Below are 24,899 nucleotides of genomic sequence, written 5' to 3' on the forward strand. Positions count from 1 at the left end.
ATGTCTTCTTTTATTTTTCACCGTATTAAGTGGTGCATCTTTTTATTATCGCTCCTCTTTACTTGCTGCCTCGTAGTTAATGCTCGTCCGACAAATATCGCTTTTTATACAGCCGATATTTCCGGCAGCAGAGCGGCAGAAAAGCAAATAGCTCAAGCAACGCCTCCTGTCGGGTCGGCAGTCGTGAACACGTTTCCGGTGAATAATGCTGGGTTTGCTGCGCAAAAGAGCGTGTTCTGGCAGGGCGGGCGTCGTCATATCAAGGTCATTAGCCTGATGATGTTGGCGATTGTTGTCATCTCGATGCTGTGGATTATTTCGCTCAGACGCCAGGTCAACCAGCGCATACGTATGCAGCAGCGGCTTAAAGAGCAACTCTCCTGCATGAGCAATATGATGTTTTCCGTCCCCTGGCCGGTTGCGGTGCGTAATCTGCGCGGGGAGCTTGTCAGTTGTAATAGCCGCTATCTGGAAGAGATGAACGTCCCGCGCGAAGAGGTGTATGGGAAAACCGTCGATGTTTTGCCTTTGCCGGATTTCATGATCCGCGAGTTTCACCGGGACTATCAACGGGTGATTACCACAGGTGTCCCGCACATGCGTGACAGGTTGCTGATGTTTAACCACTCTGCGCAATCACGCACTGTTTTTTACTGGATCATTCCTTTTCACGGGAGCGATGGCAGAAACAATGGTGTTTTAAGTGGCTGGATAGACATGACCGAGCGGCAGGAATTTATTCAGCAATTGAATGAAGCGAGGGATGAAGCCGTAGCGGCAAACCGGGCGAAGACGAATTTTCTCTCGGTGATGAGTCATGAAATTCGCACGCCGTTAAACGCAATCCTGGGCATTCTGGAACTGCAAATTAAACAGAATGTGCTGGCGCAACAGTCACAGCCCATGCTGGAAGTTGCGCACGATGCCGCAAAAAATTTACTCGCTGTCGTGGGGGATATCCTGGATATTTCACGGATTGAATCGGGCCGTATGGCAATAGCGCCGCGAAAAGAGGAGCTGATTGCGTTGACACGCTCGGTGGCGCTGTTATTCAAAGAGGCGACCGATCAAAAACAGCTAACTATTAATATGCACGTCGAAGGTGGCGATCGGTGTCTGCTAAAAATTGACCCTCATCGTTATAAACAGATCCTTTCTAACTTGCTAAGTAATGCGGTTAAATTTACTCGCAAAGGTTCAATAGAGGTCATTCTAAAACATGAACCGGCTGTTGAGGGGATGATTGCGGTTTCGCTGACCGTTAAAGACACCGGCATCGGGATTACGCCCGAAGACCAAAAAAGACTTTTTAAACCCTTCACCCAGTTGGGTTCCGATAAAGACGCCTCGCGGCTCGGCTCAGGGCTGGGGCTGTTTATCTGCCGTACCCTGTGTGAACTGATGAAAGGCGAATTAACGCTGGAAAGTACTCCTGGCGTAGGTACTGCGGTCCATGTGCGCCTGCGCCTGCCTGCTGTGGCGATAAATCCCGCTGAGCTCGTGTCGATTGCGCCAGTAAGGCGCTCATCTTCTGGCGTTAAACGGGTACTCATTGTTGATGATTATCCGCCGAACCTTATGTTGTTGCGTCATCAACTCGAATTTCTCGGTCATCAGGTCAGCGAAGCAACGAATGGAGAAGAAGCGCTAACCCTTTGGCTGATGACCCGCAATTACGATTACATACTGATTGATTGCAACATGCCGGTGATGGATGGTTTCACGCTTGCAAAGCTGATACGCGCGGAAGAGCTGCGCTCCGCAGAGGCGCGTGCAACCCTGTTGGGGTTTACCGCCATTGCGCAAGCCGAGGTTGTTGAACAGTGCATCGCGGCAGGAATGGATGGCTGTTTGTTCAAGCCTTGCAGTCAGGAAGTTATCAATAAATGGATTAAATAACCGGTGATAATTTTAAAGTTCTACATAAAGGCCTGAGTGGGAATATACAGAGGCCTTTTCATTTACCGGGTAATAGATTAAATGCGGGACGGCGATTTACATGGCGATATCAAACATCCGCGTCTGAAATAATAAGCAGTAAAGCTGGCAATCCGTTCGCACATTTAATTTTCCCATGGCGCGGAGTTTATGTGCGCTGACTGTTTTAATACTGATATTCATGCGTTTGGAAATCGTTGTTAACGAAAGCCCGCGGCATAGTAAGCGTAAAACCTCACTTTCGCGCGTGGATAATTCCTGCGGTGCCAGCGCATCGCGGCGGAAAAGTGAATCCATTAGCCCTCGTTCAATATAGACTTCGTCCATCAGCACGGTAGTAATGGCACGCCAGAGCGTTCGTTCGCTGGTGTTACGGCTGATATAGCCTTTGGCACCCGCCTCCAGCGCAATACGAATAAGATTCGTATTGTTATAAGGGGATAAAACGATGGTTTTTGTATTGGGATAACGGCTTGAAATCCATTTCACCAGCGCAACGCCATCGAGCTCCGACACAGGGTTACCGGTTTTAATGGTGTGCAGGCCATAACCCAGAAAGAGAAGATCCACTTTTTTACTGGCGAGAATATCAAGAAGCTCTGTTTGCTCATTGGTATCACCGATAACGTCGATATCAAGTTTATCGGTATTAAGATTGCTGTTTTTTAGTGAGTTAATCATCGAGGTCATTCCCCGACGTATAATTGCATGCTCATCCACAATTAAAATATTAATGGACATAGATTAACCTCCTAAACCTGCCTGAGGAATGTAAGCGGGATAGAGAAGATACGATGTTCTATTCCTGTTTTCTATCTGACCAGTAAGAAAAATGACCATTATATTTAAGCCTGGTTTGTAAGATGTGATAAATAAACCGTCAACGTTATTTTCAGGGCTGCTCGTTATATTCCTGAAATGGATAGATTCCCATTCAACAATTGTTGAGGTGATGAGTCAGGTTATTCGTATTGTCATTGTGGGTAGGGGATTGATGATGCCCCCGGCAATATCACGCAGTTTAAAAATAGTAATCCACGGAGAGTTGCCAGCGCCTGTCTGGCTGCACGCTATAAGTCTTTTTCACCTCAGCGCGGTAGATTTTTTGCCACTGAAGGGCGATATCCACCGAATTCAGGTGACGCCTTAGCTCCACAAATCCCATATTTTTCTGGCGCTGCAAATCCCGCTGCCAAATCAGATTGAAATCATACTGGTCGGCGATGTCTTTCCAGTATGCCTGAAATAGTGCACCACGGCGTGGTGTCAGCCCGTCTTGTGCTAGCTGCGCTGTGCTGTCTGCGGGAGCGGCGGCACTCTGCGCGGCAATATAAGGGGGCGCGGCACGAAGTGCGGAGATGGCCTTTTTGCTGTCGGCACTGCCGTTATAGTGGCCCTCCAGGCGCAGAGTTAAATGGTTCTCGCCAGTCCAGGTTAAACCAACGGCTGCACGGTTACGCCACGACGTATCCCACTGGCTTTCGGGCAGCGCTTCCTGCCAGTTGAAGGGCTGGCGTCCTCCCGCCCATTCAGCATAGACCAGCGCGGAGCGCGACAGCACCCGCGAAAGATTTACGCCCAACTGTGCAGAGCGGTGTTCTTCCTGCAGCAGCAACAATTGCGGATTAAGGTTTTCGGCAAAACGATAGCTTCCCGCCAGCAAGACGCGTTCCCGGGGATTACTGGCATTCCAGTCCAGGCTGGCGCTGTTCTGCCGCCGGCTGGCACTGATTTTTGGCGACCAGATCACCGTTGCAGCCGCCTTGTCCCAAAACTTTTGCAAACGGATCATCGCATTGCCCAGACGGTTACTGCGCAACGACTCCGGATCGGCCGAAATGGCTGAACGCACCGTACCACGACCAAGAAAGTCGGTAGGGTTATAGCCCAGCGCAACGCCATAACGGGTGTTAATGCGCCCGACATCGATGGAAGCCTGAGAGGTCAGCGCATGGCTAAGCCAGGCTTCACGCAACGTATTGATATTGCGGTTTTGGCGCAAGTGGCTGGAGAAACGGCTGTCGAAGCGGTTCGAAAGTACAACCCGCCAGTTGCGTAACAGGTTTTTGTCCCAGCGCATATCCAGTGACACGCGTTGTTCTTTGGCGCTGTTTTCGTTCAGGCTACCGGCAATTTCGAGTAGTGCACTCAGCGCCTTGTTTTCCACGGCGGTAAACTCGGTTTTATCAGCCAGTTCTAGCGCCGCCATGGTGCTGTCCTGCTGTGCGCTGGCAGAGGCGTTGCACAGCGCGCCGAGTGCGATGAACCAGCTTAAGTGCGCGCGCGTTGCCTTCATTGATCTGTATCCTTAAAGTGCGCCAGATAATCGCGTTGTAGCCACGCTTCCGGAACATCCCGCCAGGCAAAATTCTGCTGGCGCAGAACAGTAACAAGCTGGGCGTTGACGCCATCTATGATCACCGCCTCGGTGGGACGCACACCGCCCAGCGCGGGTTCGTAGCGACGATACCAGGTCGTTTTCAGCAGGTTGCCATTAACGGCGTAAAACTCCGCTTTACGGCTTTTGAAATCGTTTTTATCGACCCAAAGATCCATCGAAGGGTACGGCGCGTCCGGATTGGTGGCGACCAAATGCAAGTGGTAGCAGTCGCGCATTTGCTTTTCACCATCCATGATCTGCTCTTCCGCCAGCAGGCTTGCCTTGTAATCTTCAGCCCAGTTTGCTGTTACGACATCGCCGTTAGACGCTTGCCCCAACAGGCGCTGTTGCGGGGAAATTGGCACACTCGCCTGGCTTGCCGGGTCATAAAGCCAGAGATCGCGACCGCTTTTCAGGGTCAATTTACCCGCATCGCGTTGCGGGCTGATAAAGCGCAGCAGGCTGCGGAATTGGCCGCCATTCGGCGATGCGCGCGAGTAAAGTACCAGTTTGCTGGTGTCGTTCTGCTTGCCGTTTTTATAGCTAATGAGCGTTGTGACCAGGCTAAAGGAGCGATCCGGGTTACGCACCTCGTCGCTTTTTTTCAGAATTTGTTGCGCATCAAGCGCGGCACTTGCTGGCATAGCGGCCAACAGGAGCCACACCAGGCACAATGGTGCCAGTGGTTTCTTTTGCAATTGCATGACGTTCTTCCTTGTTAATAGATGAAGGGCAGGAGTCAGATATGGCGCAGCGCCTCAACGATCGAGACATTCGCCGCGCGGCGTGCAGGCCACCACGATGAAATCACGGTTATTAGCAACAACACACCGACCACGCTGCTAATCATTGTCCACTCTCTCCACACACTGATATGGATCCTGATTGGCACTGTCACGCCAGGAGGCTGCCAGGTAAGCCCGGCGTGATTAATCAGAAACGCCAGCAATAAAGAGACGATGACCCCGATAATCGAGCCAAACATCCCCAGGAGCGAGCCTTCGCTGAGGAACAGGCGCTGGATATCACGCCGTTTCTGCCCGACAGCACGCAGCGTACCAATCTCCACCGTGCGCTCCATTACCGCCATTCCCATGGTGTTAGTTACGGTAAATAATGCGATGGCGAGGATAAGAACCAGCATGAAATTGAGCATATTGGCGAACATTTTCAGCACCTGGTTATACAACGGTTGTAGCTCGGTGAAGTCGTATACTGCCAGTGGGTAATCCGCGAGTTCGCTGGTAAAAAGCTGCTGGAGACGCGCTCGCGCTGCCGCCAGTTGCGAGGTGCTGTGCAGTTGCAGGATGATTGCCGTCACGCCTGGCGTCTCCTGACCAAACAGCAGTTGTTGCGCCTGGTGCAGGTGGATGCCGACGAAGCTATCATCCAGCTCGCGAGCGGGTTGCGGCTGAATCCCTTCCACTTTAACGCGCACAATATTTGGCGCACCGTTACCGGAAGCCGCCAGCAGTTCGATGTAATTATCACTGTCCGCAGCGTGTGCCTGCCGCGCTTGTTGTGACAGTTGCAAAAGATCGCTTGGGAGATCGGCGGCGTGGTTCTCTTTGGCTGGTGGAGCACTGCAAGGCTGGTTTCTGGCGAGGTTGCACAGTTGCAGCAAACGCGCCAGACCTCCGCCAATAAATGCCGAATCCGCTGCGGCACCAGAGTATATCTGGCGGTTTTGCAGGAAATCCCCGAGATGGTATTCGTCCCATTTGTTCAGTTGTACTTTTCCTGCGGCTTCACTGCCGTAAATAAGTGCCGGACGTGACGTCCCGACCGCGTAATGCCCGGCGATGCCTGTCAGCATGAGCACTGGTGTGCTGACGGTGAGCATTGGTTGCAGTACCGGATCGTGGGCAATGATATCCATCACTTTCTGGTAATGGCGGATGCTGTATTGCGCCGGGTTTCCCGTACCGTGCAGTAAATAATCCCGATGCTGGATTTGCAGATGACCGGTGCTACGCACAAAAGTCGTTTGCAAACTGTATTTGATCGAGTGGTTATAACCGCCAAACAGCAGAATACCGACGGCGCCAACCACGATGGCGCAAAGCGTTGATAAGGTACGGCGACGGTTACGCAGAAGGTTGCGCAGCGCGTGTTTCAGCGTTTTTAGTTTCAGCATGTTCTCTCCTTATCAAGCCCCCGGGCCGTTCACACTGCCATCGTGGACGACATACAGGTCATCGGCCTCGGCAATCACCTGCGGATCGTGGGAAGAGAACACCACCGTGACGGCATGCTCCTGCTGCAAACGCCGTAACAGCTGTAAAATGGATTTGCCGGTTTTGCTGTCAAGATTCGCCGTGGGTTCGTCGGCCACCACCAGCGCTGGGCGGTGAATAAGCGCCCGGGCGATGGCGACGCGCTGGCGCTGCCCGCCAGAGAGCTGGTTCGGCAATGAATCGGCTTTATCGCCAAGGCCGACGCTCTCGAGCATGTCGTTGACCGCCTGTTTGCGCCAGGCCGCCGTTCGATGCTGTGCGAGAAGTGGAATTTCGACATTTTCACGTGCGGTCAGCACCGGGATAAGATTGAAGTTCTGAAAGATAAATCCAAGGTTACGGGCGCGAAAAGCGCTGCACTGGTCGTCATTGAGGCTGTTCATTTCGCGATCGGCAATCACCAGACGGCCACTGTCGGGCGTATCGATGCCGCCGATTAAGTTCAGTAGCGTCGTTTTGCCACTGCCGGACTGACCGGATAATACGGTAAACCGTTTTGCTGCAATGTTGAGCGTCACCTCTTTTAATGCATCAACACGAACCTGTCCTAACAAATAACTTTTACTGACGGCCTGCATTTCAACTGCCCACATCGTTCCCTGTTCCTTAGCGTGTAATTCCTGTTTGGGTCGACTACCCATTACGGCAGGGGGCGGAGTTTATAGATATCATTTGGCTTTGAATATATAGCCTGCTCATTAATGCTTTGATTAATTATATTTTTCGGATAATTATCGCGGCGGAACGGAAAATAGTAAGACGATCCCTACTGACAATATGCTGTCAGTAGCCCTCTGGCAGACTCGCTGTGTTGATTTTTTTAACGCAGAGGAACAGAGCATGAACACATTAGTGAATTGGTTTGAATTGCCGGTACAGCAACTGGATCGTGCGGTAGCGTTTTATGAGCATGTATTGGGCGGTCAGTTTCGCCATGAGAGCGTAGCCGGTATCGAAATGGCGGTATTTCCCCATGTCAAACCTGCCACCGGCGGTGCGCTGGTAAAAGGACCAATGTTCCAGCCGGTAAGCGGTGGTACAGTGGTTTACCTGGCGACGGCAAACCTCGCGGCTGCGCTGGAGCGCGTGCGTGAAAAGGGCGGTGAATGCTGTTTTGGCCCGGAAGTATTGCCGCAGGGCATTGGTACTATTGCCCTGATTATTGACAGTGAGGGTAACCGGGTTGGACTGCATCAACCTGCATGAACCACTGATGCCCGCGCTGAAAGTGCGGGCTTTTCCTCAACCGGATAAGTTATGAGCCGCCGTGCTGATCGATTGTTTCAGATAGTTCAGGTTTTGCGTACCCGACGTCGCGTGACCGCGGCGCTACTGGCCGAGCGGCTGGAGGTTTCTGAACGCACCATCTACCGCGACATTCGCGATTTGTCGCTCTCCGGCGTACCGATTCAGGGCGAAGCGGGTAGTGGCTACCGTTTGCTGCCCGGTTTCGATTTGCCGCCGTTAATGTTTACCGGTCTGGAAGTTGAAGCATTAATTGCCGCTATCGGCATGTTACAAACCTGGAGCGGCGATACGCTGGCACAGGCTGCCGGTTCGGCGCAGGAAAAACTTTTGGCAGTGCTACCCTACGACAAGCGCATTACGGCTGAACGCAACCGCATCGTTTCACCCAATTTTGATAAATACCCGCAGGTACGCGTCTGGTTTGATGTGATGCACCAGGCGATGCGGCTGCATCAGGAGCTGCATCTGCATTATGAAGACGACAAAGGAAAAGCCTCGGAGCGGGTGATCCATCCGTTAGGGTTGTCGTTTATGGGAAGCGTGTGGGTACTGGTGTCGTGGTGTACGTTACGCGATGACTATCGTTGTTTTCGTCTCGATCGCTGCACGTCGGTCGCTTTTACAGGCAAGACATTTACGGAACGCGCGGACAGAACGATGCAGGATTTCGTTAACCTGCAGAAAGCGCGCTTTCAATAAAAAAGCCGACCATAGGTCGGCTTTTGCAATGCAGTGGGATTAGAAGTTGTAACCAACAACCAGGTAACCACCCCAACCGGTAGAACGCACATAGCTATCGCCCAAGGCTGCATCATCTTTGAACTGACCGCCATTGTGCCAGTAACGCGCAACCACAGAGTAGTGCCAGTGATCGTAGCCCAGAGAGAGGATATGGCTGGAGGCAATCGAGTTGTTGGTGCGGAACTGTTCGCCGTTAACATAGTAGCGACTGTCACCCAGTTTTGAGCCCCAGTCAAAGTTGGTAAAACCGATATAGCTCAGTTGGCCGCCCCACAGGCTGGTGATCGGCACGAAATATTTCACTTTGAAACGGTAGCCATCCCACTCGTTCTGGTTTGGCGCATCGTAGTTCTGCCACTGGTATTTCGCATAGACGTTCAGGGAGAGGCTCATCGGCAGACCGGTGTCGATGTCGGTACCCAGGCCCATGTACCAGGTGCTCTGGCGACCGGAGGCGTTGCGACCCATGTCGTAAATGTAGTTGTTGGCGAAGTACCACTCTTTGAACGGACCGAAACTCAGGTCGGTTCCAGTCAGCTTATCAATAGAGAAACGCGGCTCGATTTCCATAAACAGCGGCGAACCGTGGTTCCAGATCCCCTTCGCACCGGTGTTACCACCGAAGAAGACCGGCGCATCCAGGTAGCCGTAGAAATCAAACCAATCTTTCTTGGCGAACGCTTCATATTCCAGATAAGTATCGTTACGTGGAACAGGTCCGAAACGGGTGTGGTAGCTGCCCACCACGTTTACGCTCTGGTGCCACCAGCCGGAAACGTATTCAGGTTTGCTGTTTTCCGCTGCGTTAGCAGTAAAAGAAGCGGAAAGCGCCAGAGCAGCACCGGCTGCGAGAATTGTTTTTTTCATCATTACGCCACTGATTGAGATCCCAGACGGGAGTGAAAGAAAGCACGCATGGAGTTTCTAAATGTTTCATATTTCTGCGCGCCTATTATAAGTATCCGCGTTCACAAAAATATGTGTTGTTTCACATTATTGACACACACGTAATCGATTGCGTTCACGTTTGCGTGCAATAAACGACGGCGATTGTACTGGCATTTATCGATATTGCAAATTGGTGAATGTGATGAAGAGATGACAATAAAGAAGAAAATGCATAACAGAGAGTAAGTAAGGGCGACAGCGTCGCCCCGGATGTTACTGCAAATTGGCGGGCTGGATATCGTGAATGCGAACAAAGCCTAACTGTTCTGGCGTGATGCCGTTAAGTTGCAGCGGAATATCAACGTCGCTCGGTGCGAGTGTGCTGGCCGGTGCGTTAATCAGTTGGTTTTGTACATTCACTTCCTGATAGTTTTCGGTGGTACCCTGAATTTGTCCCCACTCAACGGTGCCGCTAAAAGCCGGTAACGGATCGTTGGATTCGCCCTGGATCCGCAACACGACGCGGGTTCCCGCTGCATTCGGCGCGATATTTTGCAACGACATTCGCAGCATACCGATTTGGCTATTCAAGCGGGCGGGCGTGTTCGCACCGGGCAGCAGGTAAACGCCGCTCCCGGATTTGGCATTCAGCGTGTTCTGCTGGGTGATTTTCACCGTCTCTTTGTTCAGCTTGCTCATTTCATTATTTAGCGTACTGACACTTTGATGAAGCTGGCGAACTTCGCTTTGCTGGGCGCAGGCACTGAGGGCAAAAAGGCTTCCCAGTAACATGGTTCTTAGGTAACGTCTTGTCATTGTGTCTGTTTCCTTGGATAGGATCTTCTCTGTAATGGTAGATCGCAACGGCCTCGTTGCCATCGATCCATTGTCTCAAAAACGGTCTGCCTTTGTTGTCATGCCAGTTCAGGGTAAAATAGATTTCAGTTAACTCTAACATCAGGACGCCGTATGCATTGCCCATTCTGTTTCGCCGTGGATACCAAAGTTATCGATTCTCGCCTGGTGGGTGAAGGTTCATCCGTTCGCCGTCGCCGGCAGTGCCTGGTCTGCAATGAGCGTTTCACCACCTTTGAAGTGGCGGAGCTTGTGATGCCGCGTGTCGTGAAAAGCAATGATGTGCGTGAACCTTTCAATGAAGAGAAGCTGCGTCGTGGCATGTTAAAAGCGCTCGAAAAGCGCCCGGTCAGCGCAGATGACGTCGAAATGGCGCTGAATCACATTAAATCGCAACTTCGCGCAACCGGCGAAAGGGAAGTGCCGAGTAAGATGATTGGCAATTTGGTGATGGAGCAGCTGAAAAAGCTCGATAAAGTGGCCTATGTCCGCTTTGCCTCCGTTTACCGTAGCTTTGAAGATATTCGCGAATTTGGCGAAGAGATCGCCCGTCTACAGGACTAATCATGCACGACGAAATGTACATGGCGCGGGCGCTGAAACTGGCGCAGCGCGGGCGTTTTACAACTCACCCGAACCCGCGTGTCGGCTGCGTAATTGTCAACAATGGCGACATTGTCGGCGAAGGTTTTCATTACCGCGCTGGCGAACCGCACGCGGAAGTTCATGCGTTGCGCATGGCGGGCGAACGGGCTCGCGGCGCGACGGCGTACGTCACGCTCGAACCGTGCAGCCATCACGGACGCACACCGCCATGCTGTGAAGCGCTGATTAATGCCGGCGTTGCGCGCGTGGTTGCCGCAATGCAGGATCCGAACCCACAGGTTGCCGGGCGCGGTTTGTATCGCTTGCAGCAGGAGGGCATTGAAGTCAGCCACGGGTTAATGATGAGTGAAGCCGAAGCGCTGAATAAAGGCTTTCTCAAACGCATGCGCACCGGGTTCCCTTACGTGCAACTCAAGCTTGGCGCGTCGCTTGATGGCCGTACCGCGATGGCCAGCGGCGAAAGTCAGTGGATCACCTCAGCGCAGGCGCGCCGTGATGTACAGCTTTTACGCGCGCAAAGCCACGCGATACTGACCAGCAGCGAAACGGTGCTGGCGGACAATCCGGCGCTGACCGTGCGCTGGGCAGAGTTAAATGCGGATACGCAGGCGCTTTACCCGCAGGAAAATTTGCGTCAACCGGTACGCATTGTTGTCGACAGCCAGAACCGGGTGACACCGCAGCATCAGTTAGTCGGCCTGCCGGGAGAAATCTGGTTTGCCCGCACGCGCGCCGATGCGCGCCAGTGGCCTGAAAATGTGCGTGAAATTATTGTGCCGGAACATAATGGCCACGCCGATCTGGTCACGCTGATGATGCTGCTCGGCAAACAGCAGATCAACAGTGTGTGGGTCGAAGCGGGTGCGCACCTTGCCGGCGCGTTACTGCAGGCAGGTCTGGTGGATGAGCTGATTGTCTATCTGGCACCTACACTGTTAGGCAGCGATGGCCGCGGTCTGTGCGTGCTGCCGGGGTTATCGGCGCTTGCGGACGCACCACACTTTAAATTCAATGAGATACGTCAGGTTGGCCCGGATGTCTGCCTGCATCTCACTCATGCGTGATGCCTGCTGTAAAAGGGAAGCAGCGCGTAAAATATTATGCTAAAATCCGCCCCCCTGCGGGGTCCGAACTGAACCTGTGAAGGAAGTGTATGAACATTATTGAAGCCAACGTTGCTGCTCCGGACGCTCGCGTCGCCATCACCATTGCGCGTTTCAACAACTTCATCAACGACAGCCTGCTGGAAGGCGCGGTTGATGCGCTGAAACGCATCGGTCAGGTGAAAGATAACAACATCACCGTTGTGTGGGTGCCTGGCGCTTACGAACTGCCGCTGGCGGCAGGTGCGCTGGCCAAAACCGGTAAATATGACGCGGTGATTGCACTTGGCACCGTGATCCGCGGCGGTACCGCGCACTTCGAATATGTTGCTGGCGGTGCAAGCAATGGCCTGGCGCATGTTGCCCAGGACAGTGAGATCCCGGTGGCTTTCGGCGTGCTGACCACTGAAAGTATTGAACAAGCCATCGAACGCGCTGGCACCAAAGCCGGTAATAAAGGTGCGGAAGCCGCGCTGACCGCGCTTGAAATGATTAATGTATTGAAAGCCATCAAGGCCTGATTTTTGTAAGGGGAATTCCGTGAAACCTGCTGCTCGTCGCCGCGCCCGTGAGTGTGCCGTCCAGGCGCTCTACTCCTGGCAGTTGTCCCAGAACGACATCTCTGATGTTGAATACCAGTTCCTGGCAGAGCAAGACGTGAAAGATGTTGACGTCCTGTATTTCCGCGAGCTGTTGACCGGGGTGGCGACTAATAGCGCATATCTCGATGGCTTAATGAAGCCTTACCTGTCCCGTTTGCTCGAAGAGCTGGGCCAGGTCGAGAAAGCGGTATTGCGTATCGCACTGTTCGAACTGTCCAAACGTGATGATGTGCCGTACAAAGTGGCAATCAACGAGGCTATCGAACTGGCAAAAACCTTCGGCGCTGAAGACAGCCACAAGTTTGTTAACGGCGTGCTGGATAAAGCCGCACCTGCGATCCGTCCCCACAAGAAGTGATCCGCAAGCCGGAAACTGGCGCTGCACGTTGCGCGTCGGTTCCGGCTTTTTCTTTTTTCTACAGAGGCATAACGTATGGCATGCGGCGAATTTTCCCTGATTGCCCGTTATTTTGACCGCGTACGAAATTCCCGTCGCGATGTAGAAACTGGCATCGGCGACGACTGCGCGCTACTCAATGTTCCCGAAAAACAGATGCTGGCGATAAGCGTCGATACGCTGGTGGCGGGCAACCATTTTCTGCCGGATATCGATCCGGCCGATCTGGCGTATAAAGCGATGGCATCGAATCTCAGCGATTTGGCGGCGATGGGTGCCGATCCGGCGTGGTTAACGCTGGCTCTGACGCTGCCCGAGGCGGATGAAGCCTGGCTGCAAGCCTTTAGTGATAGCCTGTTCGAACAGCTCAATTACTACGATATGCAACTGATTGGCGGCGACACCACGCGTGGCCCGCTGTCGATGACGATTGGCATTCATGGTTATGTGCCGGTTGGGCGGGCAATGAAACGTTCTGGTGCAAAGCCGGGTGACTGGATCTACGTCACCGGTACGCCGGGCGACAGCGCTGCCGGGCTGGCGATTTTGCAACAGCGTTTAGCCGTTAACGACAGTGCCGATGCACGGTATTTGCTCAAGCGCCATCTGCGACCAACGCCGCGCGTATTGCAGGGGCAGGCGCTGCGCAATCTCGCAAGTTCGGCGATTGATCTCTCCGATGGCCTGATTTCCGACCTCGCGCATGTGCTGAAAGCCAGCGGCTGCGGCGCGCGTATCGATCTGGATGCGTTGCCATTTTCCAACGCCGTTCGCCGCCATGTCATGCCGGATCAGGCGCTACGCTGGGCGCTTTCCGGCGGGGAAGATTATGAATTGTGCTTTACCGTGCCGGAGCTGAACCGCGGTGCGCTGGATGTCGCGATTGGTCAGTTGGGTGCGCCTTTTACCTGTATCGGGCAGATTAGTGCGGATATTGAAGGGTTGCATTTCACCCGTGACGGCAAAGCCGTGACGCTTGACTGGAAAGGATATGACCACTTTGCCGCGCACTAAAGATGTGGCTAAAAGCCGTCTCAACTTACGCAACCCCTGGCATCTGCTGGCTACCGGCTTTGGTAGCGGTTTAAGCCCCATCGTTCCGGGAACGATGGGATCGCTGGCGTCGATTCCCTTCTGGTGGGCGATGACTTTTTTGCCCTGGCAGCTCTACTCGCTGCTGGTGATGTTTGGGATCTCGCTTGGCGTTTACTTCTGCCACCAGACGGCAAAAGACATGGGTGTGCACGATCACGGTAGTATTGTCTGGGATGAGTTCATCGGTATGTGGATCACGCTGATGGCGCTCCCGACCAATGACTGGCAATGGGTCGCCGTGGGGTTTGTGCTGTTCCGTATTCTGGATATGTGGAAGCCGTGGCCGATCCGCTGGTTTGATCGCAACGTGCATGGCGGAATGGGGATCATGGTCGATGATATTGTCGCCGGGATCATCGCCGCCGGGCTGCTCTATCTGATTGGCCATCACTGGCCGCCTGGCCTTATCTGAGCTTTCCCTCTCCCGGCGGGAGAGGGAGGTTTCGCGTTTACTTAAAGCCCACCACAGGATGCGGTTTATATGGCGTTTCCAGCTCGGCTATCTGCTCCGGTTTCAGCGTTAAATCCACCGCGCCCAGCAAGTCGTCCAGTTGCTCTTCACGCGATGTACCGATAATCGGCGCGGCAACACCGGGTTTACTCAGCAGCCACGCCAGCGCGACCTGCGCGCGCGATGCGCCAATCTCTTCTGCCACACCCGCCAGCCGCTCGGCGATCTGCGCGTCGTTGTCATCCGTTTCGCTGTATAGTGTTTTGCCAAATTCATCCGACACCAGACGCGCAGTGGTTTCCCCCCACGGGCGCGTTAAACGACCGCGTGCCAGCGGGCTCCACGGAATAATCGCCACGCCCTCTTTGTAGCACAGCGGCAGCATCTCGCGCTCTTCTTCGCGGTAGATCAGATTGTAGTGATCCTGCATGGTGACAAAGCGCGCCCAGCCATTTTGCTCCTGCAACGCTAACGCCTGGGCAAACTGGCGGGCGTGCATTGATGATGCGCCGATATAGCGGGCCTTACCGGCTTTAACAACCTCGTCCAGCGCTTCAAGTGTCTCTTCGATAGGCGTGGTGTAATCCCAGCGATGAATTTGCAGTAAATCCACATAGTCCATGCCAAGACGCCGCAGGCTGTCGTCAATGGAGCGCAAAATTTGCGCGCGTGATAGGCCTTCGGGCAGGTCGCCAACCTGGTGATACACTTTGGTCGCGACGACCACATCTTCGCGGCGGGCGAAATCACGCAGCGCCCGGCCAACAATCTCTTCACTGCTGCCGTCTGAGTAGCTGTTTGCGGTATCGAAAAAGTTAATCCCGCCTTCCAGGGCGCGTTTGATGATGGGGCGGCTGCTCTCTTCGGGCAAAGTCCAGGCGTGTTTACCGCGATCCGGTTCGCCAAACGTCATGCAGCCCAGACAAAGGCGGGAAACCTTCAGGTCTGTTTTTCCTAATGTGTTGTATTGCATGGTTCCACTCCTGCTTGTCAAAACGTACGTTTAAGCATAGCAGGAGCGGATGGGGGAGGGTCAGGCAAGCCAGTTTCTGATGCGGGATTCAATGCCTGCGGCATCCAGGCCTATTTCAGCGCGGGCTTCATCCTGCGTGCCCTGCGGGATAAAGAAATCCGGCAGCCCAAGATTCAGCACCGGTACTGGTTTGCGGTGAGCCATCAGCACTTCATTCACGCCGCTACCTGCGCCACCGATAATGGCGTTTTCTTCCAGCGTTACCAGCGATTCATGGTGTGCGGCGGTTTCCAGAATCAGCGCCTCATCCAGCGGTTTGGCAAAACGCATATCGATAAGCGTGGCGTTCAGCGCTTCGGCGGCTTTTTCGGCCTCCGGCAATAGCGTGCCAAAATTAAGAATTGCCACTTTTTCGCCACGGCGTTTCACCACACCTTTGCCGATAGGCATTTTTTCCAGCGGTTGCAGCGGCACACCAACTGCATTACCGCGCGGGTAGCGCACCGCGCTTGGGCCATCTGCGTAGTGATAGCCGGTAAACAGCATCTGGCGACATTCGTTTTCATCGCTCGGTGTCATCACCACCATTCCCGGGATGCAGCGCAGATACGAAATATCAAACGCCCCCTGGTGAGTCTGACCGTCTGCGCCAACGATCCCGGCACGGTCGATAGCGAAGAGCACCGGCAGTTTCTGGATCGCCACATCATGAATAACCTGATCGTAGGCGCGTTGCAGGAAGGTGGAGTAAATCGCCACCACCGGCTTGTAGCCGCCAATCGCAAGACCTGCGGCAAATGTCACCGCGTGCTGTTCGGCAATCGCCACATCAAAGTATTGATCCGGGTATTTGCGTGAGAACTCGACCATGCCGGAACCTTCACGCATCGCCGGTGTGATCGCCATCAGCTTGCTGTCTTTCGCCGCGGTTTCGCACAGCCAGTCGCCGAAAATCTTCGAATAGCTCGGCATGCCGCCGCTGCTTTTTGGCAGCGTTCCGCTGGTCGGATCAAACTTCGGTACGGCGTGGAAAGTGATCGGATCTTTTTCGGCCGGTTCATAACCGCGCCCTTTTTTGGTCATGATATGCAGGAACTGCGGACCTTTCAGATCGCGCATATTGCGCAGCGTCTGCACTAACCCCAGCACATCGTGACCGTCGACCGGGCCGATATAATTAAAGCCCAGCTCTTCAAAGAGCGTACCCGGCACCACCATTCCTTTGATGTGCTCTTCGGTGCGCTTAATCAGCTCTTTAATCGGCGGTACGCCGGAAAGCACTTTTTTGCCACCTTCGCGCAGCGTGGAGTAGAGCTTGCCGGAGAGCAACTGCGCCAGGTGATTATTCAGCGCGCCGACATTCTCAGAAATCGACATCTCGTTGTCGTTTAACACCACCAGCATATCCGGGCGGATATCACCCGCGTGGTTCATGGCTTCAAATGCCATGCCAGCGGTGATCGCGCCATCGCCAATCACGCAGACGGTGCGGCGCTGTTTGCCTTCTTTTGCCGCCGCGACGGCGACACCAATACCGGCGCTAATGGACGTCGATGAATGGCCAACGCTCAGCACGTCGTATTCGCTTTCGCCGCGCCAGGGAAAAGGGTGCAACCCGTTCTTCTGGCGGATGGTGCCGATTTTGTCACGACGTCCGGTCAGAATTTTATGCGGATACGCCTGGTGGCCCACGTCCCAGATCAACTGATCAAACGGCGTGTTGTAGACGTAATGTAGCGCGACGGTCAATTCAACCGTGCCAAGCCCGGAGGCGAAGTGCCCGCTGGAGCGGCTCACGCTGTCGAGCAGATAGCGGCGCAGTTCGTCGCATAGCTTCGGCAGGCTCTCTTTCGGCAGCAGGCGCAACTCTTGCGTGGTATCAACCAGCGCCAGCGTCGGGTATTTGGCTATATCAAAACTCATCAGAGACTCATCGTGGTGTTTTCGTTATTTATCACGCTGGATTATGTAATTCGCCAGTGCTTCCAGTGCCGTCGTATCCAGCGACTGTGCCGCAAGCAGGCTTAAAGCTTGCCGGGCGTCGTCAATCAGGTCGCGGGCTTTTGTCCGGGCTTGCTCAAGGCCCAGTAGTGCGGGATAGGTGCTTTTCCCCAGTTGCTGGTCAGCGCCCTGGCGTTTGCCAAGCGTCGCAGTATCGCCGACAACATCCAGAATGTCATCCTGAACCTGGAACGCCAGACCAACGCATTCGGCATAGCGATCGAGCAATGGCAGGGCTTCGCGGCCTTTATCCCCAGCGCTTAGCGCGCCCATTCGCACCGCTGCGCGAATCAGCGCGCCGGTTTTGTGGCGATGGATCTGCTCCAGTTCAGCCAGCGAAACCCGCTTGCCTTCCGCTGCGAGATCCAGCGCCTGGCCGCCGCACATTCCTGCGACGCCGCTGGCGTGAGCCAGTTCCGAAACCATCGCCAGCCGGTCACGCGCATCGACTTCTGCCATTGGCGCATCTGCAAGAATGGAGAAAGCCAGAGTTTGTAACGCATCACCCGCGAGGATGGCGCTGGCTTCACCAAACTTAATATGGCAAGTCGGTAAACCCCGGCGGAGATCATCATCATCCATGGCGGGCAGATCGTCGTGGATCAGCGAGTAAGCGTGAATACACTCCACCGCCGCTGCAGGCGCATCCAGCGTTTGCTGGCTAACGCCGAACATGTTGCCTGTGGCATAAACCAAAAAAGGACGCAGACGTTTACCGCCTAATAATGCGCCATAGGAAATGGCCTCAACCAGAGGAGTGTTCTGAAAGGGCAGTGGCGCGATAAATCGGCGCAGCGCTTCATTGGCCTGAGAGACACAGGCCTGTAGCTGTTGATCGAAATCCATTTATTCAGCGTCCGGAGCAAAAGGCGTAAGGGGAGCCTCTTGTGAATCAGAGAGCAGGATCTGCACGCGTTGTTCCGCCTGCTGGAGTTTCACCTGTCCCTGGCGCGCCAGCTGCACGCCGCGTTCGAATTCATTGAGTGCCTCTTCAAGCGGTAGATCGCCGCTTTCAAGACGAGTGACAATCTGTTCCAGTTCGCTTAGCGCTGTTTCAAAACTGGCCGGTGCGTCGTTTTTCTTTGGCATAGTGAATGTCTGACTCTTCTATTGTTCTGGCTCAACGTAGCTATGGTAGCGAAGTCACGGCGCTTAGCAAATAACGCGCAATGGTAATGCAATGTGCGCAGCTTTATTGCGATGGTGGTATACTCCTGCGCCTGGATGCAGCCGCGGGTATGGGGCTGCTGTACTATTTTCCTATACAGGCCCAGCCGGGCTTGCCAACGAACCATTGCCGCCATGAAGTTTATCATTAAATTGTTCCCGGAAATCACCATCAAAAGCCAATCTGTGCGTTTGCGCTTTATTAAAATTTTGACCGGGAACATTCGTAACGTTCTGAAGCACTACGACGAGACCCTCGCCGTTGTCCGCCACTGGGATCATATCGAAGTGCGCGCCAAAGATGAAAATCAGCGCCTGGCTATCCGCGACGCGCTGACCCGTATTCCGGGCATCCACCATATTCTCGAAGTGGAAGATGTTCCTTTCACCTCGCTGCACGACATTTTTGAGAAAGCGCTGGTGCAGTACCGCGAGCAGATCGAAGGTAAAACCTTCTGCGTGCGCGTTAAACGCCGCGGCAAACATGAGTTTAGCTCGATTGAAGTTGAACGTTACGTCGGCGGCGGTCTGAACCAGCATGTCGACTCTGCGCGCGTCAAACTGACTCACCCGGATGTGACGGTGAATCTGGAGATCGAAGACGATCGCCTGCTGTTAGTGAAAGGCCGTTATGAAGGTATTGGCGGTTTCCCGATCGGCACTCAGGAAGATGTGCTGTCGCTCATCTCCGGCGGTTTCGACTCCGGCGTTTCCAGCTATATGCTGATGCGTCGCGGTTGCCGCGTACACTACTGCTTCTTTAACCTGGGCGGCGCCGCGCATGAAATTGGTGTTCGCCAGGTCGCGCACTACCTGTGGAACCGTTTTGGCAGTTCTCACCGTGTACGGTTTGTGGCGATCAACTTTGAGCCAGTGGTCGGTGAAATCCTCGAAAAAGTGGATGATGGCCAGATGGGCGTGGTGTTGAAACGCATGATGGTGCGCGCAGCGTCAAAAGTGGCTGAACGCTACGGCGTGCAGGCGCTGGTGACCGGTGAAGCACTGGGCCAGGTGTCCAGCCAGACGCTGACCAACCTGCGTTTAATCGACAACGTTTCTGACACGCTGATTTTGCGCCCGCTTATCTCTTACGATAAAGAGCACATCATCGATCTGGCGCGTGAAATCGGTACTGAAGATTTCGCCCGTACCATGCCGGAGTATTGTGGTGTGATCTCGAAAAGCCCAACTGTAAAAGCGGTGAAGGCGAAAATCGAAGCGGAAGAGGAACATTTCGACTTCTCCATCCTCGATAAAGTGGTTGCTGAAGCGAGCAATATCGATATCCGCGAAATCGCCCAGCAGACCCAGGAAACCGTGGTCGAAGTTGAAACGGTCAATGGTTTTGGCCCGAACGATGTGATCCTGGATATCCGCTCTATTGATGAACAGGATGACAAACCGCTGAAGCTGGAAGGGATCGACGTGGTTTCGCTGCCGTTCTATAAACTGAGCACCAAATTTGGCGACCTCGATCAGAACAAAACCTGGTTGCTGTGGTGCGAGCGCGGCGTGATGAGCCGCTTGCAGGCGCTCTATCTGCGCGAGCAGGGTTTTACCAACGTTAAAGTTTATCGCCCATAAAAAACTGCCGGAGAGGGTGACCTTTTCCGGCAGCTTTCGCGTTACTTTGCATTGAAAGCCCGGCAGGCATCGCACCGCCGGGCTTTTTGTTTTCAGGCTTCGTAGTAGTTATAAATTCCGGCAGCCATCACCAGTTGTGACGCCACTTCGTGCGCTTTTTCGCGCCCCACCAGTAAATCAATGATCTTCAAACCAAAATCGATGGCGGTACCCGGCCCCTGGCTGGTGAGCAGATTAACGCGCGGATCCCACACGACGCGTTTATCCTGCCACTGTTCGGCGGGAATAGTCTCTTTCAGGCCTGGAAAGCCGGTCATATTGCCCAGCGGGAAAATCTCATGCGGCACCAGCACGGTGCCCGCCGCAGCACAAATTGCGGCGACGATACGGCCCGAGAGGTGAAACTGGCGCACGGTTTCCACCAGTAACGGACTATCGCGAAAACACTCCGCCCCTTTCAGGCCGCCGGGCAGCACAATCACGTCGTAATCGCCATCGGCTACTTCTACTAACGGCGCATCCGCCAGCAGTTTTACGCCGCGTGAGCAAGTAACGACCAGGTTGCCATCACTGGCGACGCTGGCGGTAGTAACGGCAATTCCACCACGTACCAGCAGATCGATAGTGGTGACCGCTTCGGTTTCTTCACTACCAGGGGCGAGACATATCAGAGCCGATGCGCTCATACTCACTCTCCTTACGTTTAATCATTTCATACAGACGGGCGTTTTCCGGCACCGCAATACCGTGCGCGCGGGCGCGCCTGAGCAGGTAACCCGTAATATAATCACACTCGGTATGGCGCATCGCGCGTACGTCCTGCAGCATAGATGAGATATTTTCTGCCGTGTTTTCAATAATCTGATTCACGTAGCTCAGTAAATCATCGGCAGAAATATGGTGGCCTTCACGTTCAATCACCGCAGCAACTTCACGCGTCACCTTTTGGATCTCCTCCGGGAACGCTCGCAGATCGCCATTTTTACAGTCATGCAGCGCGGTTAACGGGTTGATGACGCAGTTCACCGCCAGCTTGCGCCACAGCGCCGGACGGATCGTGTTATGCCAGGCCACGTCCGGCAGCACATCCTGCAGGATGTCGGCCAGATAGCTGAACTCGCCATCCTGCTGTCGCGCCGGGCCAATGTGCGTGGTACCGCTGGCAACGTGCACGATAACGTTGCCATCACGGCGCGCAGCATGAGTAGTCGTACCGATCAGTAACGGATTCGCCAGTGCTTTCAACTCTTCGACAGTGCCCATGCCGTTGTGAATCAGTAGCACGGGGGTTGAAGGTGAGAGTGTTGCTGCCAGCCCTTTCACCGCATCGGAAACTTGCCACGCTTTTAACGTCACCAGCAATAAATCGCTACGCGCCAGGAATTCAGGATCGTTGGCCGTCAGGGATTCGTTAAATATTGAGCCGTCTTCATCAACGACATTCACACTGCAAAATGGCTGTGGCACGCGCAACCAACCCTGTACCTCATGTCCCTTTTTACACAACGCGGTTAACCACAATTGCCCTAAAGCACCGCATCCGAGTACGGTAATTCTCATTTATCCTCCTCACCTGCAACGTCGCCAGGTGTTGCTTTCACCATTATAGCGCTGTCGGCTAAGCTTCCCGTATTACAAGTTGAGTTATGCCTCGTTGCGGGTATTATGCAACGCAACAAATGCAGAGGGAGAAGAAAAAGATGCCATCTTTCGATATCGTTTCCGAAGTTGAAATGCGTGAAGTGCAAAACGGCGTTGAGAATGCGACCCGTGAAGTAGGGACTCGCTTTGATTTTCGCAACGTTGAAGCCACGTTTGAACTGAACGAAGAGAAACAGACTATTAAAGTTCTGAGCGAATCCGATTTCCAGGTTAACCAGCTTCTGGATATTTTACGCGCGAAATTGCTGAAACGCGGCATTGAAGGGGCGTCGCTGGACGTGCCGGAAGAGTTTGTGCACAGCGGCAAGACTTGGTTCGTGGAAGCAAAACTGAAGCAGGGCATTGATGCGCCGACAGCGAAGAAAATCATCAAACTGATTAAAGACAGCAAACTGAAAGTGCAGGCGCAGATTCAGGGCGAAGAAATTCGTGTGACCGGGAAATCTCGTGATGACTTGCAGTCTGTTATGACACTGGTACGCGGCGGTAATCTTGGCCAGCCGTTCCAGTTCAAAAACTTCCGCGATTAATGTACGCGCTCTCTCCCCGGCGGAGAGAGCGTGTCGCAGCGTTAACCCGCTACGGCTTGTTCAACCTCAAAGCGGTTAGTGACCTTACTGTCAATCTTGACGTAAGCGCTACGCTCTTCGGTAACCACTAATACTTCACTTACTCCCTTTGTTGCCAGCAAACGTTTTTGCAACGCTTCATTGATGATGACATTTTCCGGGATCGCGATGCGCAGGCTGCTGACATAGGGCGGTTCCTGCATGGTGCCTGCGACAAGCAGCCAGACCATCGCCAGCAATGCACCGGCAAGAAATACCGTTTGTGAATCAAACAGACCATCTACCCAGCCGCCGAGCGCGCCGCCAATTGCCACGCCGATAAACTGGCTGGTGGAGTAAATCCCCATCGCCGTGCCTTTATAGCCCGCGGGCGCTTCTTTGCTGATTAACGAGGGTAGTAATGCTTCCATAAGGTTAAAGGCGAGGAAAAAGATCTGTACACCAATGACAATTTCCCAGAAATGTGGCCCCGCGCCCCACAACACGATTTCCGCAATCAGCAACAGCGCCACGCAGAACACGAAAACGCGCTTCATGCGGCGCTTCACTTCGGCGTAGATAATAAATGGCACCACCGAAACGAAAGAGATAAGCATGGTGACCAGGTAGATTTTCCAGTGATCCGGTGCGAGAAAACCGGCGGCTTCGAGTTGGCCTGGCAGGGCAACAAACGTCGACATCAGCAGGATATGCAGGCACATAATGCCAAAGTTGAGTTTTAGCAGCTTCGGGTTGACCATCACCATCTGGAAACAGTCTTTCACCATGCCGGATTCGCGGTTACGCACATGTTGCTGACTGTCTGGCACGACCCAGATAGTCAACGCAATACCGGCAGTTGCCAGCCCGGCAATCATCCAGAACAGCGCATGCAAACCCAACTGATGCGTGATAATCGGGCCAAGAACCATGGCGATGGCGAAGGTGACGCCAAAACTAACGCCGATAAAGGCCATCGCTTTAGTGCGATTCTGTTCGCGAGTGAGATCGGAAAGAAGCGCCATAACAGCGGCGGCGATGGCACCGGAGCCTTGTAATGCGCGGCCAAGAATAATGCCCCAGATAGAATCGGAAAGGGCGGCAATCACGCTCCCGGCGACAAAAATCGCTAACCCGCCAACGATAAGCGGCTTGCGGCCGATGCGGTCAGAAAGCAAGCCAAAGGGAATTTGAAACACGGCTTGCGCGAGGCCATAAATACCAATCGCCAGACCGATGAGTGCTTCACTGGCGCCCTGCAGCGCCATACCGTACGTGGTCAGAACGGGCAGGACCATAAACATGCCGAGCATGCGCAGTGAGAATACAGTCCCTAAACCCCAGGTGGCGCGCAACTCGCCTGGCGTCATTTTATAATCGTTCATTACCACCTCAATTTGAAAACCGGACATAGTGTAGTGCGGGGGCAGGGCGGGGTAAATAACAGCTTAATTAACAAATATTACCTGTAGAGCGGGGCGTTTGGGCATGAAAAAAGGGTGCCGTAGCACCCTTTATAATGGCGGTTTGGATCACCAGACGTAGGTCAACAGGTTATGGGAATCCGGCACCATAAAATCGACCGACATCATCACGCTGAGCGAGGTGATAGCGACAATGGAGAAGACGAACAGTTTGCGCGCCCACACCTTGTCATCCTCAACTTTATAACCACGTAGCGCCATGCCCAGCCACCAGAGGCTTACCGCTGCGGCAACGACCAGGTATTTGTAACCGGCGTAGCCGCCAAGCGACAGCATCAAGGTGGCGATAGCGAACGCCAGGATGTAGAGCGTGATATGGTTTTTCGCCACGGAAATGCCTTTCACTACCGGCAGTACCGGGATATTCGCTGCCTGATAATCCTTAAAGCGGAAAATCGCGATGGCATACGAGTGAGGCATCTGCCACAGGCTGAAAATCGCCAGCAGGATCGCCGCGCCGCTGTCAAACTCGTTGGTGACGGCGCAGTAGCCAATCACCGGCGGCGCAGCGCCGGAGAGTGAACCAATCAGCGTACCGTAAACGGAGTGGCGTTTCATATACAGGCTGTAGACGCCCACATATACCACGAACCCCATTACCCCGAGCCAGCAGGCCAGCGGGTTGGCGCCAAACCACAGCAGCATGAAGCCAGCAATACCCAGCAAGGCGGCGTAAACCAGCGAGACTTTTGGCGAGATCAGCCCTCTGACCAGCACCCTGTTTTTCGTCCGTTCCATCTTTTTGTCGATGTCACGATCGATGTAGTTGTTAAAAACACAACCAGAGGCGACCACCAGCGACACACCAATCAGCGTGTAGATGAACAGGGGGTAATCAATGTGGCCTTTAGAGGCCAGCAGGAATCCCCCGATCACGGAGATCAAGTTGCCAAAAATAATGCCCGGTTTCGTGACTTGCAGGTATTGCTTAAACATACT

Annotated in this window: 26 protein-coding genes; 11 read left to right on the forward strand and 15 right to left on the reverse strand. The window is 53.8% G+C overall.

Annotation, left to right across the window (positions count from 1 at the left end):
- Window positions 1–1,899 (forward strand): ATP-binding protein, encoded by a 1,899-nt coding sequence (locus tag DFO56_RS16010; protein ID WP_233500407.1) that lies wholly within the window; start codon window positions 1–3, stop codon window positions 1,897–1,899.
- A gap of 96 nt (window positions 1,900–1,995) precedes the next feature.
- On the opposite strand, the gene DFO56_RS16015 is transcribed toward DFO56_RS16010, so the two are convergent.
- The 5 genes from DFO56_RS16015 to DFO56_RS16035 form a co-directional block, all read right to left on the reverse strand.
- The gene (locus DFO56_RS16015) at window positions 1,996–2,679 is read right to left on the reverse strand and encodes a response regulator transcription factor (protein ID WP_020456746.1); all 684 of its coding nucleotides are present in this window, start codon (window positions 2,677–2,679) and stop codon (window positions 1,996–1,998) included.
- Window positions 2,680–2,959: 280 nt separating this feature from the next.
- Window positions 2,960–4,234 (reverse strand): hypothetical protein, encoded by a 1,275-nt coding sequence (locus tag DFO56_RS16020; RefSeq protein ID WP_045509268.1) that lies wholly within the window; start codon window positions 4,232–4,234, stop codon window positions 2,960–2,962.
- Complete coding sequence (locus DFO56_RS16025; RefSeq protein WP_020456748.1) at window positions 4,231–5,022, reverse strand: outer membrane lipoprotein-sorting protein; 792 nt, start codon at window positions 5,020–5,022, stop codon at window positions 4,231–4,233. Before DFO56_RS16025 ends, DFO56_RS16020 begins: the two co-directional genes overlap by 4 nt.
- A 35-nt stretch (window positions 5,023–5,057) precedes the next feature.
- Window positions 5,058–6,455 (reverse strand): ABC transporter permease, encoded by a 1,398-nt coding sequence (locus tag DFO56_RS16030; protein ID WP_045509265.1) that lies wholly within the window; start codon window positions 6,453–6,455, stop codon window positions 5,058–5,060.
- Between the two features lie 12 nt (window positions 6,456–6,467).
- Window positions 6,468–7,148, reverse strand: a complete 681-nt coding sequence (locus DFO56_RS16035) for an ABC transporter ATP-binding protein (RefSeq protein WP_045509262.1) — start codon at window positions 7,146–7,148, stop codon at window positions 6,468–6,470.
- A gap of 247 nt (window positions 7,149–7,395) precedes the next feature.
- Between DFO56_RS16035 and DFO56_RS16040 the strand changes: the two genes are divergently transcribed.
- Window positions 7,396–7,761: a VOC family protein gene (locus tag DFO56_RS16040; protein WP_020456751.1), complete on the forward strand. Its 366-nt coding sequence runs from the start codon at window positions 7,396–7,398 to the stop codon at window positions 7,759–7,761.
- Window positions 7,762–7,812: 51 nt separating this feature from the next.
- Window positions 7,813–8,502, forward strand: a complete 690-nt coding sequence (locus DFO56_RS16045) for a YafY family protein (RefSeq protein ID WP_045509259.1) — start codon at window positions 7,813–7,815, stop codon at window positions 8,500–8,502.
- Window positions 8,503–8,541: 39 nt separating this feature from the next.
- Here DFO56_RS16045 and DFO56_RS16050 read toward each other — a convergent pair whose 3' ends face one another.
- Together DFO56_RS16050 and DFO56_RS16055 are read right to left on the reverse strand one after the other, a co-directional pair.
- Window positions 8,542–9,411, reverse strand: a complete 870-nt coding sequence (locus DFO56_RS16050) for a nucleoside-specific channel-forming protein Tsx (protein ID WP_045509255.1) — start codon at window positions 9,409–9,411, stop codon at window positions 8,542–8,544.
- Window positions 9,412–9,705: 294 nt separating this feature from the next.
- Window positions 9,706–10,248 (reverse strand): DUF3251 domain-containing protein, encoded by a 543-nt coding sequence (locus tag DFO56_RS16055; protein ID WP_045509252.1) that lies wholly within the window; start codon window positions 10,246–10,248, stop codon window positions 9,706–9,708.
- Between the two features lie 153 nt (window positions 10,249–10,401).
- On the opposite strand from DFO56_RS16055, the gene nrdR reads away from it, so the two are divergent.
- The 6 genes from nrdR to pgpA all read left to right on the forward strand — a co-directional run bounded on the left by nrdR (window position 10,402) and on the right by pgpA (window position 14,502).
- On the forward strand, window positions 10,402–10,851 hold the full coding sequence (gene nrdR / locus DFO56_RS16060) for a transcriptional regulator NrdR (protein WP_017458860.1): 450 nt from the start codon (window positions 10,402–10,404) through the stop codon (window positions 10,849–10,851).
- 2 nt (window positions 10,852–10,853) lie between these two features.
- Entirely contained in the window at window positions 10,854–11,957 is a 1,104-nt protein-coding gene (gene ribD / locus DFO56_RS16065; RefSeq protein ID WP_045509249.1) for a bifunctional diaminohydroxyphosphoribosylaminopyrimidine deaminase/5-amino-6-(5-phosphoribosylamino)uracil reductase RibD, read from the forward strand.
- Between the two features lie 89 nt (window positions 11,958–12,046).
- Window positions 12,047–12,517 (forward strand): 6,7-dimethyl-8-ribityllumazine synthase, encoded by a 471-nt coding sequence (gene ribE, locus DFO56_RS16070; protein WP_020456756.1) that lies wholly within the window; start codon window positions 12,047–12,049, stop codon window positions 12,515–12,517.
- A 19-nt stretch (window positions 12,518–12,536) separates the two neighbouring features.
- Complete coding sequence (gene nusB / locus DFO56_RS16075) at window positions 12,537–12,956, forward strand: transcription antitermination factor NusB (protein ID WP_017458863.1); 420 nt, start codon at window positions 12,537–12,539, stop codon at window positions 12,954–12,956.
- A gap of 75 nt (window positions 12,957–13,031) precedes the next feature.
- Window positions 13,032–14,009 (forward strand): thiamine-phosphate kinase, encoded by a 978-nt coding sequence (gene thiL / locus DFO56_RS16080; RefSeq protein ID WP_045509246.1) that lies wholly within the window; start codon window positions 13,032–13,034, stop codon window positions 14,007–14,009.
- Window positions 13,987–14,502 carry a phosphatidylglycerophosphatase A gene (pgpA, locus tag DFO56_RS16085; protein WP_045509243.1) on the forward strand — a complete coding sequence of 172 codons (516 nt, stop codon included), beginning with the start codon at window positions 13,987–13,989 and terminating at the stop codon, window positions 14,500–14,502. The genes thiL and pgpA overlap by 23 nt, the downstream gene beginning before the upstream one ends.
- 37 nt (window positions 14,503–14,539) lie before the next feature.
- On the opposite strand, the gene DFO56_RS16090 is transcribed toward pgpA, so the two are convergent.
- The 4 genes from DFO56_RS16090 to xseB are packed head-to-tail and all read right to left on the reverse strand — an operon-like array spanning window position 14,540 to window position 18,604.
- Complete coding sequence (locus tag DFO56_RS16090) at window positions 14,540–15,514, reverse strand: aldo/keto reductase (RefSeq protein ID WP_045509241.1); 975 nt, start codon at window positions 15,512–15,514, stop codon at window positions 14,540–14,542.
- 60 nt (window positions 15,515–15,574) lie between these two features.
- Window positions 15,575–17,437 (reverse strand): 1-deoxy-D-xylulose-5-phosphate synthase, encoded by a 1,863-nt coding sequence (gene dxs, locus DFO56_RS16095; protein WP_045509239.1) that lies wholly within the window; start codon window positions 17,435–17,437, stop codon window positions 15,575–15,577.
- A gap of 24 nt (window positions 17,438–17,461) precedes the next feature.
- Window positions 17,462–18,361 (reverse strand): (2E,6E)-farnesyl diphosphate synthase, encoded by a 900-nt coding sequence (ispA, locus tag DFO56_RS16100; protein WP_045509236.1) that lies wholly within the window; start codon window positions 18,359–18,361, stop codon window positions 17,462–17,464.
- Window positions 18,362–18,604, reverse strand: coding sequence for an exodeoxyribonuclease VII small subunit (gene xseB / locus DFO56_RS16105; RefSeq protein WP_017458869.1), 243 nt, complete (start codon window positions 18,602–18,604; stop codon window positions 18,362–18,364).
- A gap of 213 nt (window positions 18,605–18,817) precedes the next feature.
- Here xseB and thiI point away from each other — a divergent pair, with 213 nt between their 5' ends.
- Window positions 18,818–20,266, forward strand: a complete 1,449-nt coding sequence (gene thiI, locus DFO56_RS16110; RefSeq protein ID WP_020456762.1) for a tRNA uracil 4-sulfurtransferase ThiI — start codon at window positions 18,818–18,820, stop codon at window positions 20,264–20,266.
- Between the two features lie 92 nt (window positions 20,267–20,358).
- Here thiI and yajL read toward each other — a convergent pair whose 3' ends face one another.
- Both yajL and panE read right to left on the reverse strand, forming a co-directional pair.
- The gene (yajL, locus tag DFO56_RS16115) at window positions 20,359–20,952 is read right to left on the reverse strand and encodes a protein deglycase YajL (protein WP_045509234.1); all 594 of its coding nucleotides are present in this window, start codon (window positions 20,950–20,952) and stop codon (window positions 20,359–20,361) included.
- The gene (gene panE, locus DFO56_RS16120; RefSeq protein ID WP_020456764.1) at window positions 20,915–21,826 is read right to left on the reverse strand and encodes a 2-dehydropantoate 2-reductase; all 912 of its coding nucleotides are present in this window, start codon (window positions 21,824–21,826) and stop codon (window positions 20,915–20,917) included. Before panE ends, yajL begins: the two co-directional genes overlap by 38 nt.
- A 140-nt stretch (window positions 21,827–21,966) precedes the next feature.
- On the opposite strand from panE, the gene DFO56_RS16125 reads away from it, so the two are divergent.
- On the forward strand, window positions 21,967–22,458 hold the full coding sequence (locus tag DFO56_RS16125) for a YajQ family cyclic di-GMP-binding protein (RefSeq protein ID WP_045509232.1): 492 nt from the start codon (window positions 21,967–21,969) through the stop codon (window positions 22,456–22,458).
- Window positions 22,459–22,499: 41 nt separating this feature from the next.
- On the opposite strand, the gene DFO56_RS16130 is transcribed toward DFO56_RS16125, so the two are convergent.
- Together DFO56_RS16130 and cyoE are read right to left on the reverse strand one after the other, a co-directional pair.
- Window positions 22,500–23,861 (reverse strand): MFS transporter, encoded by a 1,362-nt coding sequence (locus DFO56_RS16130; protein ID WP_045509230.1) that lies wholly within the window; start codon window positions 23,859–23,861, stop codon window positions 22,500–22,502.
- A 147-nt stretch (window positions 23,862–24,008) separates the two neighbouring features.
- Window positions 24,009–24,896 (reverse strand): heme o synthase, encoded by an 888-nt coding sequence (cyoE, locus tag DFO56_RS16135; protein ID WP_017458875.1) that lies wholly within the window; start codon window positions 24,894–24,896, stop codon window positions 24,009–24,011.
- Between the last annotated feature and the right edge of the window lie 3 nt (window positions 24,897–24,899).

It is taken from the genome of Kosakonia sp. AG348 (assembly GCF_003337365.1).
GTDB lineage: Bacteria > Pseudomonadota > Gammaproteobacteria > Enterobacterales > Enterobacteriaceae > Kosakonia.

What these genes read in the sequence shown, in the direction of transcription:
- thiL (WP_045509246.1), top strand. Translation starts at nt 13,032, where the DNA reads ATGGCATGCGGCGAATTTTCCCTGATTGCCCGTTATTTTGACCGCGTA.
- DFO56_RS16010 (WP_233500407.1), top strand. Translation starts at nt 1, where the DNA reads ATGTCTTCTTTTATTTTTCACCGTATTAAGTGGTGCATCTTTTTATTA.
- DFO56_RS16040 (WP_020456751.1), top strand. Translation starts at nt 7,396, where the DNA reads ATGAACACATTAGTGAATTGGTTTGAATTGCCGGTACAGCAACTGGAT.
- DFO56_RS16020 (WP_045509268.1), bottom strand. Translation starts at nt 4,234, where the DNA reads ATGAAGGCAACGCGCGCGCACTTAAGCTGGTTCATCGCACTCGGCGCG.
- cyoE (WP_017458875.1), bottom strand. Translation starts at nt 24,896, where the DNA reads ATGTTTAAGCAATACCTGCAAGTCACGAAACCGGGCATTATTTTTGGC.
- nrdR (WP_017458860.1), top strand. Translation starts at nt 10,402, where the DNA reads ATGCATTGCCCATTCTGTTTCGCCGTGGATACCAAAGTTATCGATTCT.
- yajL (WP_045509234.1), bottom strand. Translation starts at nt 20,952, where the DNA reads ATGAGCGCATCGGCTCTGATATGTCTCGCCCCTGGTAGTGAAGAAACC.
- xseB (WP_017458869.1), bottom strand. Translation starts at nt 18,604, where the DNA reads ATGCCAAAGAAAAACGACGCACCGGCCAGTTTTGAAACAGCGCTAAGC.
- DFO56_RS16050 (WP_045509255.1), bottom strand. Translation starts at nt 9,411, where the DNA reads ATGAAAAAAACAATTCTCGCAGCCGGTGCTGCTCTGGCGCTTTCCGCT.
- DFO56_RS16125 (WP_045509232.1), top strand. Translation starts at nt 21,967, where the DNA reads ATGCCATCTTTCGATATCGTTTCCGAAGTTGAAATGCGTGAAGTGCAA.
- DFO56_RS16030 (WP_045509265.1), bottom strand. Translation starts at nt 6,455, where the DNA reads ATGCTGAAACTAAAAACGCTGAAACACGCGCTGCGCAACCTTCTGCGT.
- DFO56_RS16055 (WP_045509252.1), bottom strand. Translation starts at nt 10,248, where the DNA reads ATGACAAGACGTTACCTAAGAACCATGTTACTGGGAAGCCTTTTTGCC.
- DFO56_RS16130 (WP_045509230.1), bottom strand. Translation starts at nt 23,861, where the DNA reads ATGAACGATTATAAAATGACGCCAGGCGAGTTGCGCGCCACCTGGGGT.
- DFO56_RS16045 (WP_045509259.1), top strand. Translation starts at nt 7,813, where the DNA reads ATGAGCCGCCGTGCTGATCGATTGTTTCAGATAGTTCAGGTTTTGCGT.
- DFO56_RS16035 (WP_045509262.1), bottom strand. Translation starts at nt 7,148, where the DNA reads ATGTGGGCAGTTGAAATGCAGGCCGTCAGTAAAAGTTATTTGTTAGGA.
- thiI (WP_020456762.1), top strand. Translation starts at nt 18,818, where the DNA reads ATGAAGTTTATCATTAAATTGTTCCCGGAAATCACCATCAAAAGCCAA.
- DFO56_RS16090 (WP_045509241.1), bottom strand. Translation starts at nt 15,514, where the DNA reads ATGCAATACAACACATTAGGAAAAACAGACCTGAAGGTTTCCCGCCTT.
- ribE (WP_020456756.1), top strand. Translation starts at nt 12,047, where the DNA reads ATGAACATTATTGAAGCCAACGTTGCTGCTCCGGACGCTCGCGTCGCC.
- DFO56_RS16025 (WP_020456748.1), bottom strand. Translation starts at nt 5,022, where the DNA reads ATGCAATTGCAAAAGAAACCACTGGCACCATTGTGCCTGGTGTGGCTC.
- dxs (WP_045509239.1), bottom strand. Translation starts at nt 17,437, where the DNA reads ATGAGTTTTGATATAGCCAAATACCCGACGCTGGCGCTGGTTGATACC.
- panE (WP_020456764.1), bottom strand. Translation starts at nt 21,826, where the DNA reads ATGAGAATTACCGTACTCGGATGCGGTGCTTTAGGGCAATTGTGGTTA.
- ispA (WP_045509236.1), bottom strand. Translation starts at nt 18,361, where the DNA reads ATGGATTTCGATCAACAGCTACAGGCCTGTGTCTCTCAGGCCAATGAA.
- ribD (WP_045509249.1), top strand. Translation starts at nt 10,854, where the DNA reads ATGCACGACGAAATGTACATGGCGCGGGCGCTGAAACTGGCGCAGCGC.
- pgpA (WP_045509243.1), top strand. Translation starts at nt 13,987, where the DNA reads ATGACCACTTTGCCGCGCACTAAAGATGTGGCTAAAAGCCGTCTCAAC.
- DFO56_RS16015 (WP_020456746.1), bottom strand. Translation starts at nt 2,679, where the DNA reads ATGTCCATTAATATTTTAATTGTGGATGAGCATGCAATTATACGTCGG.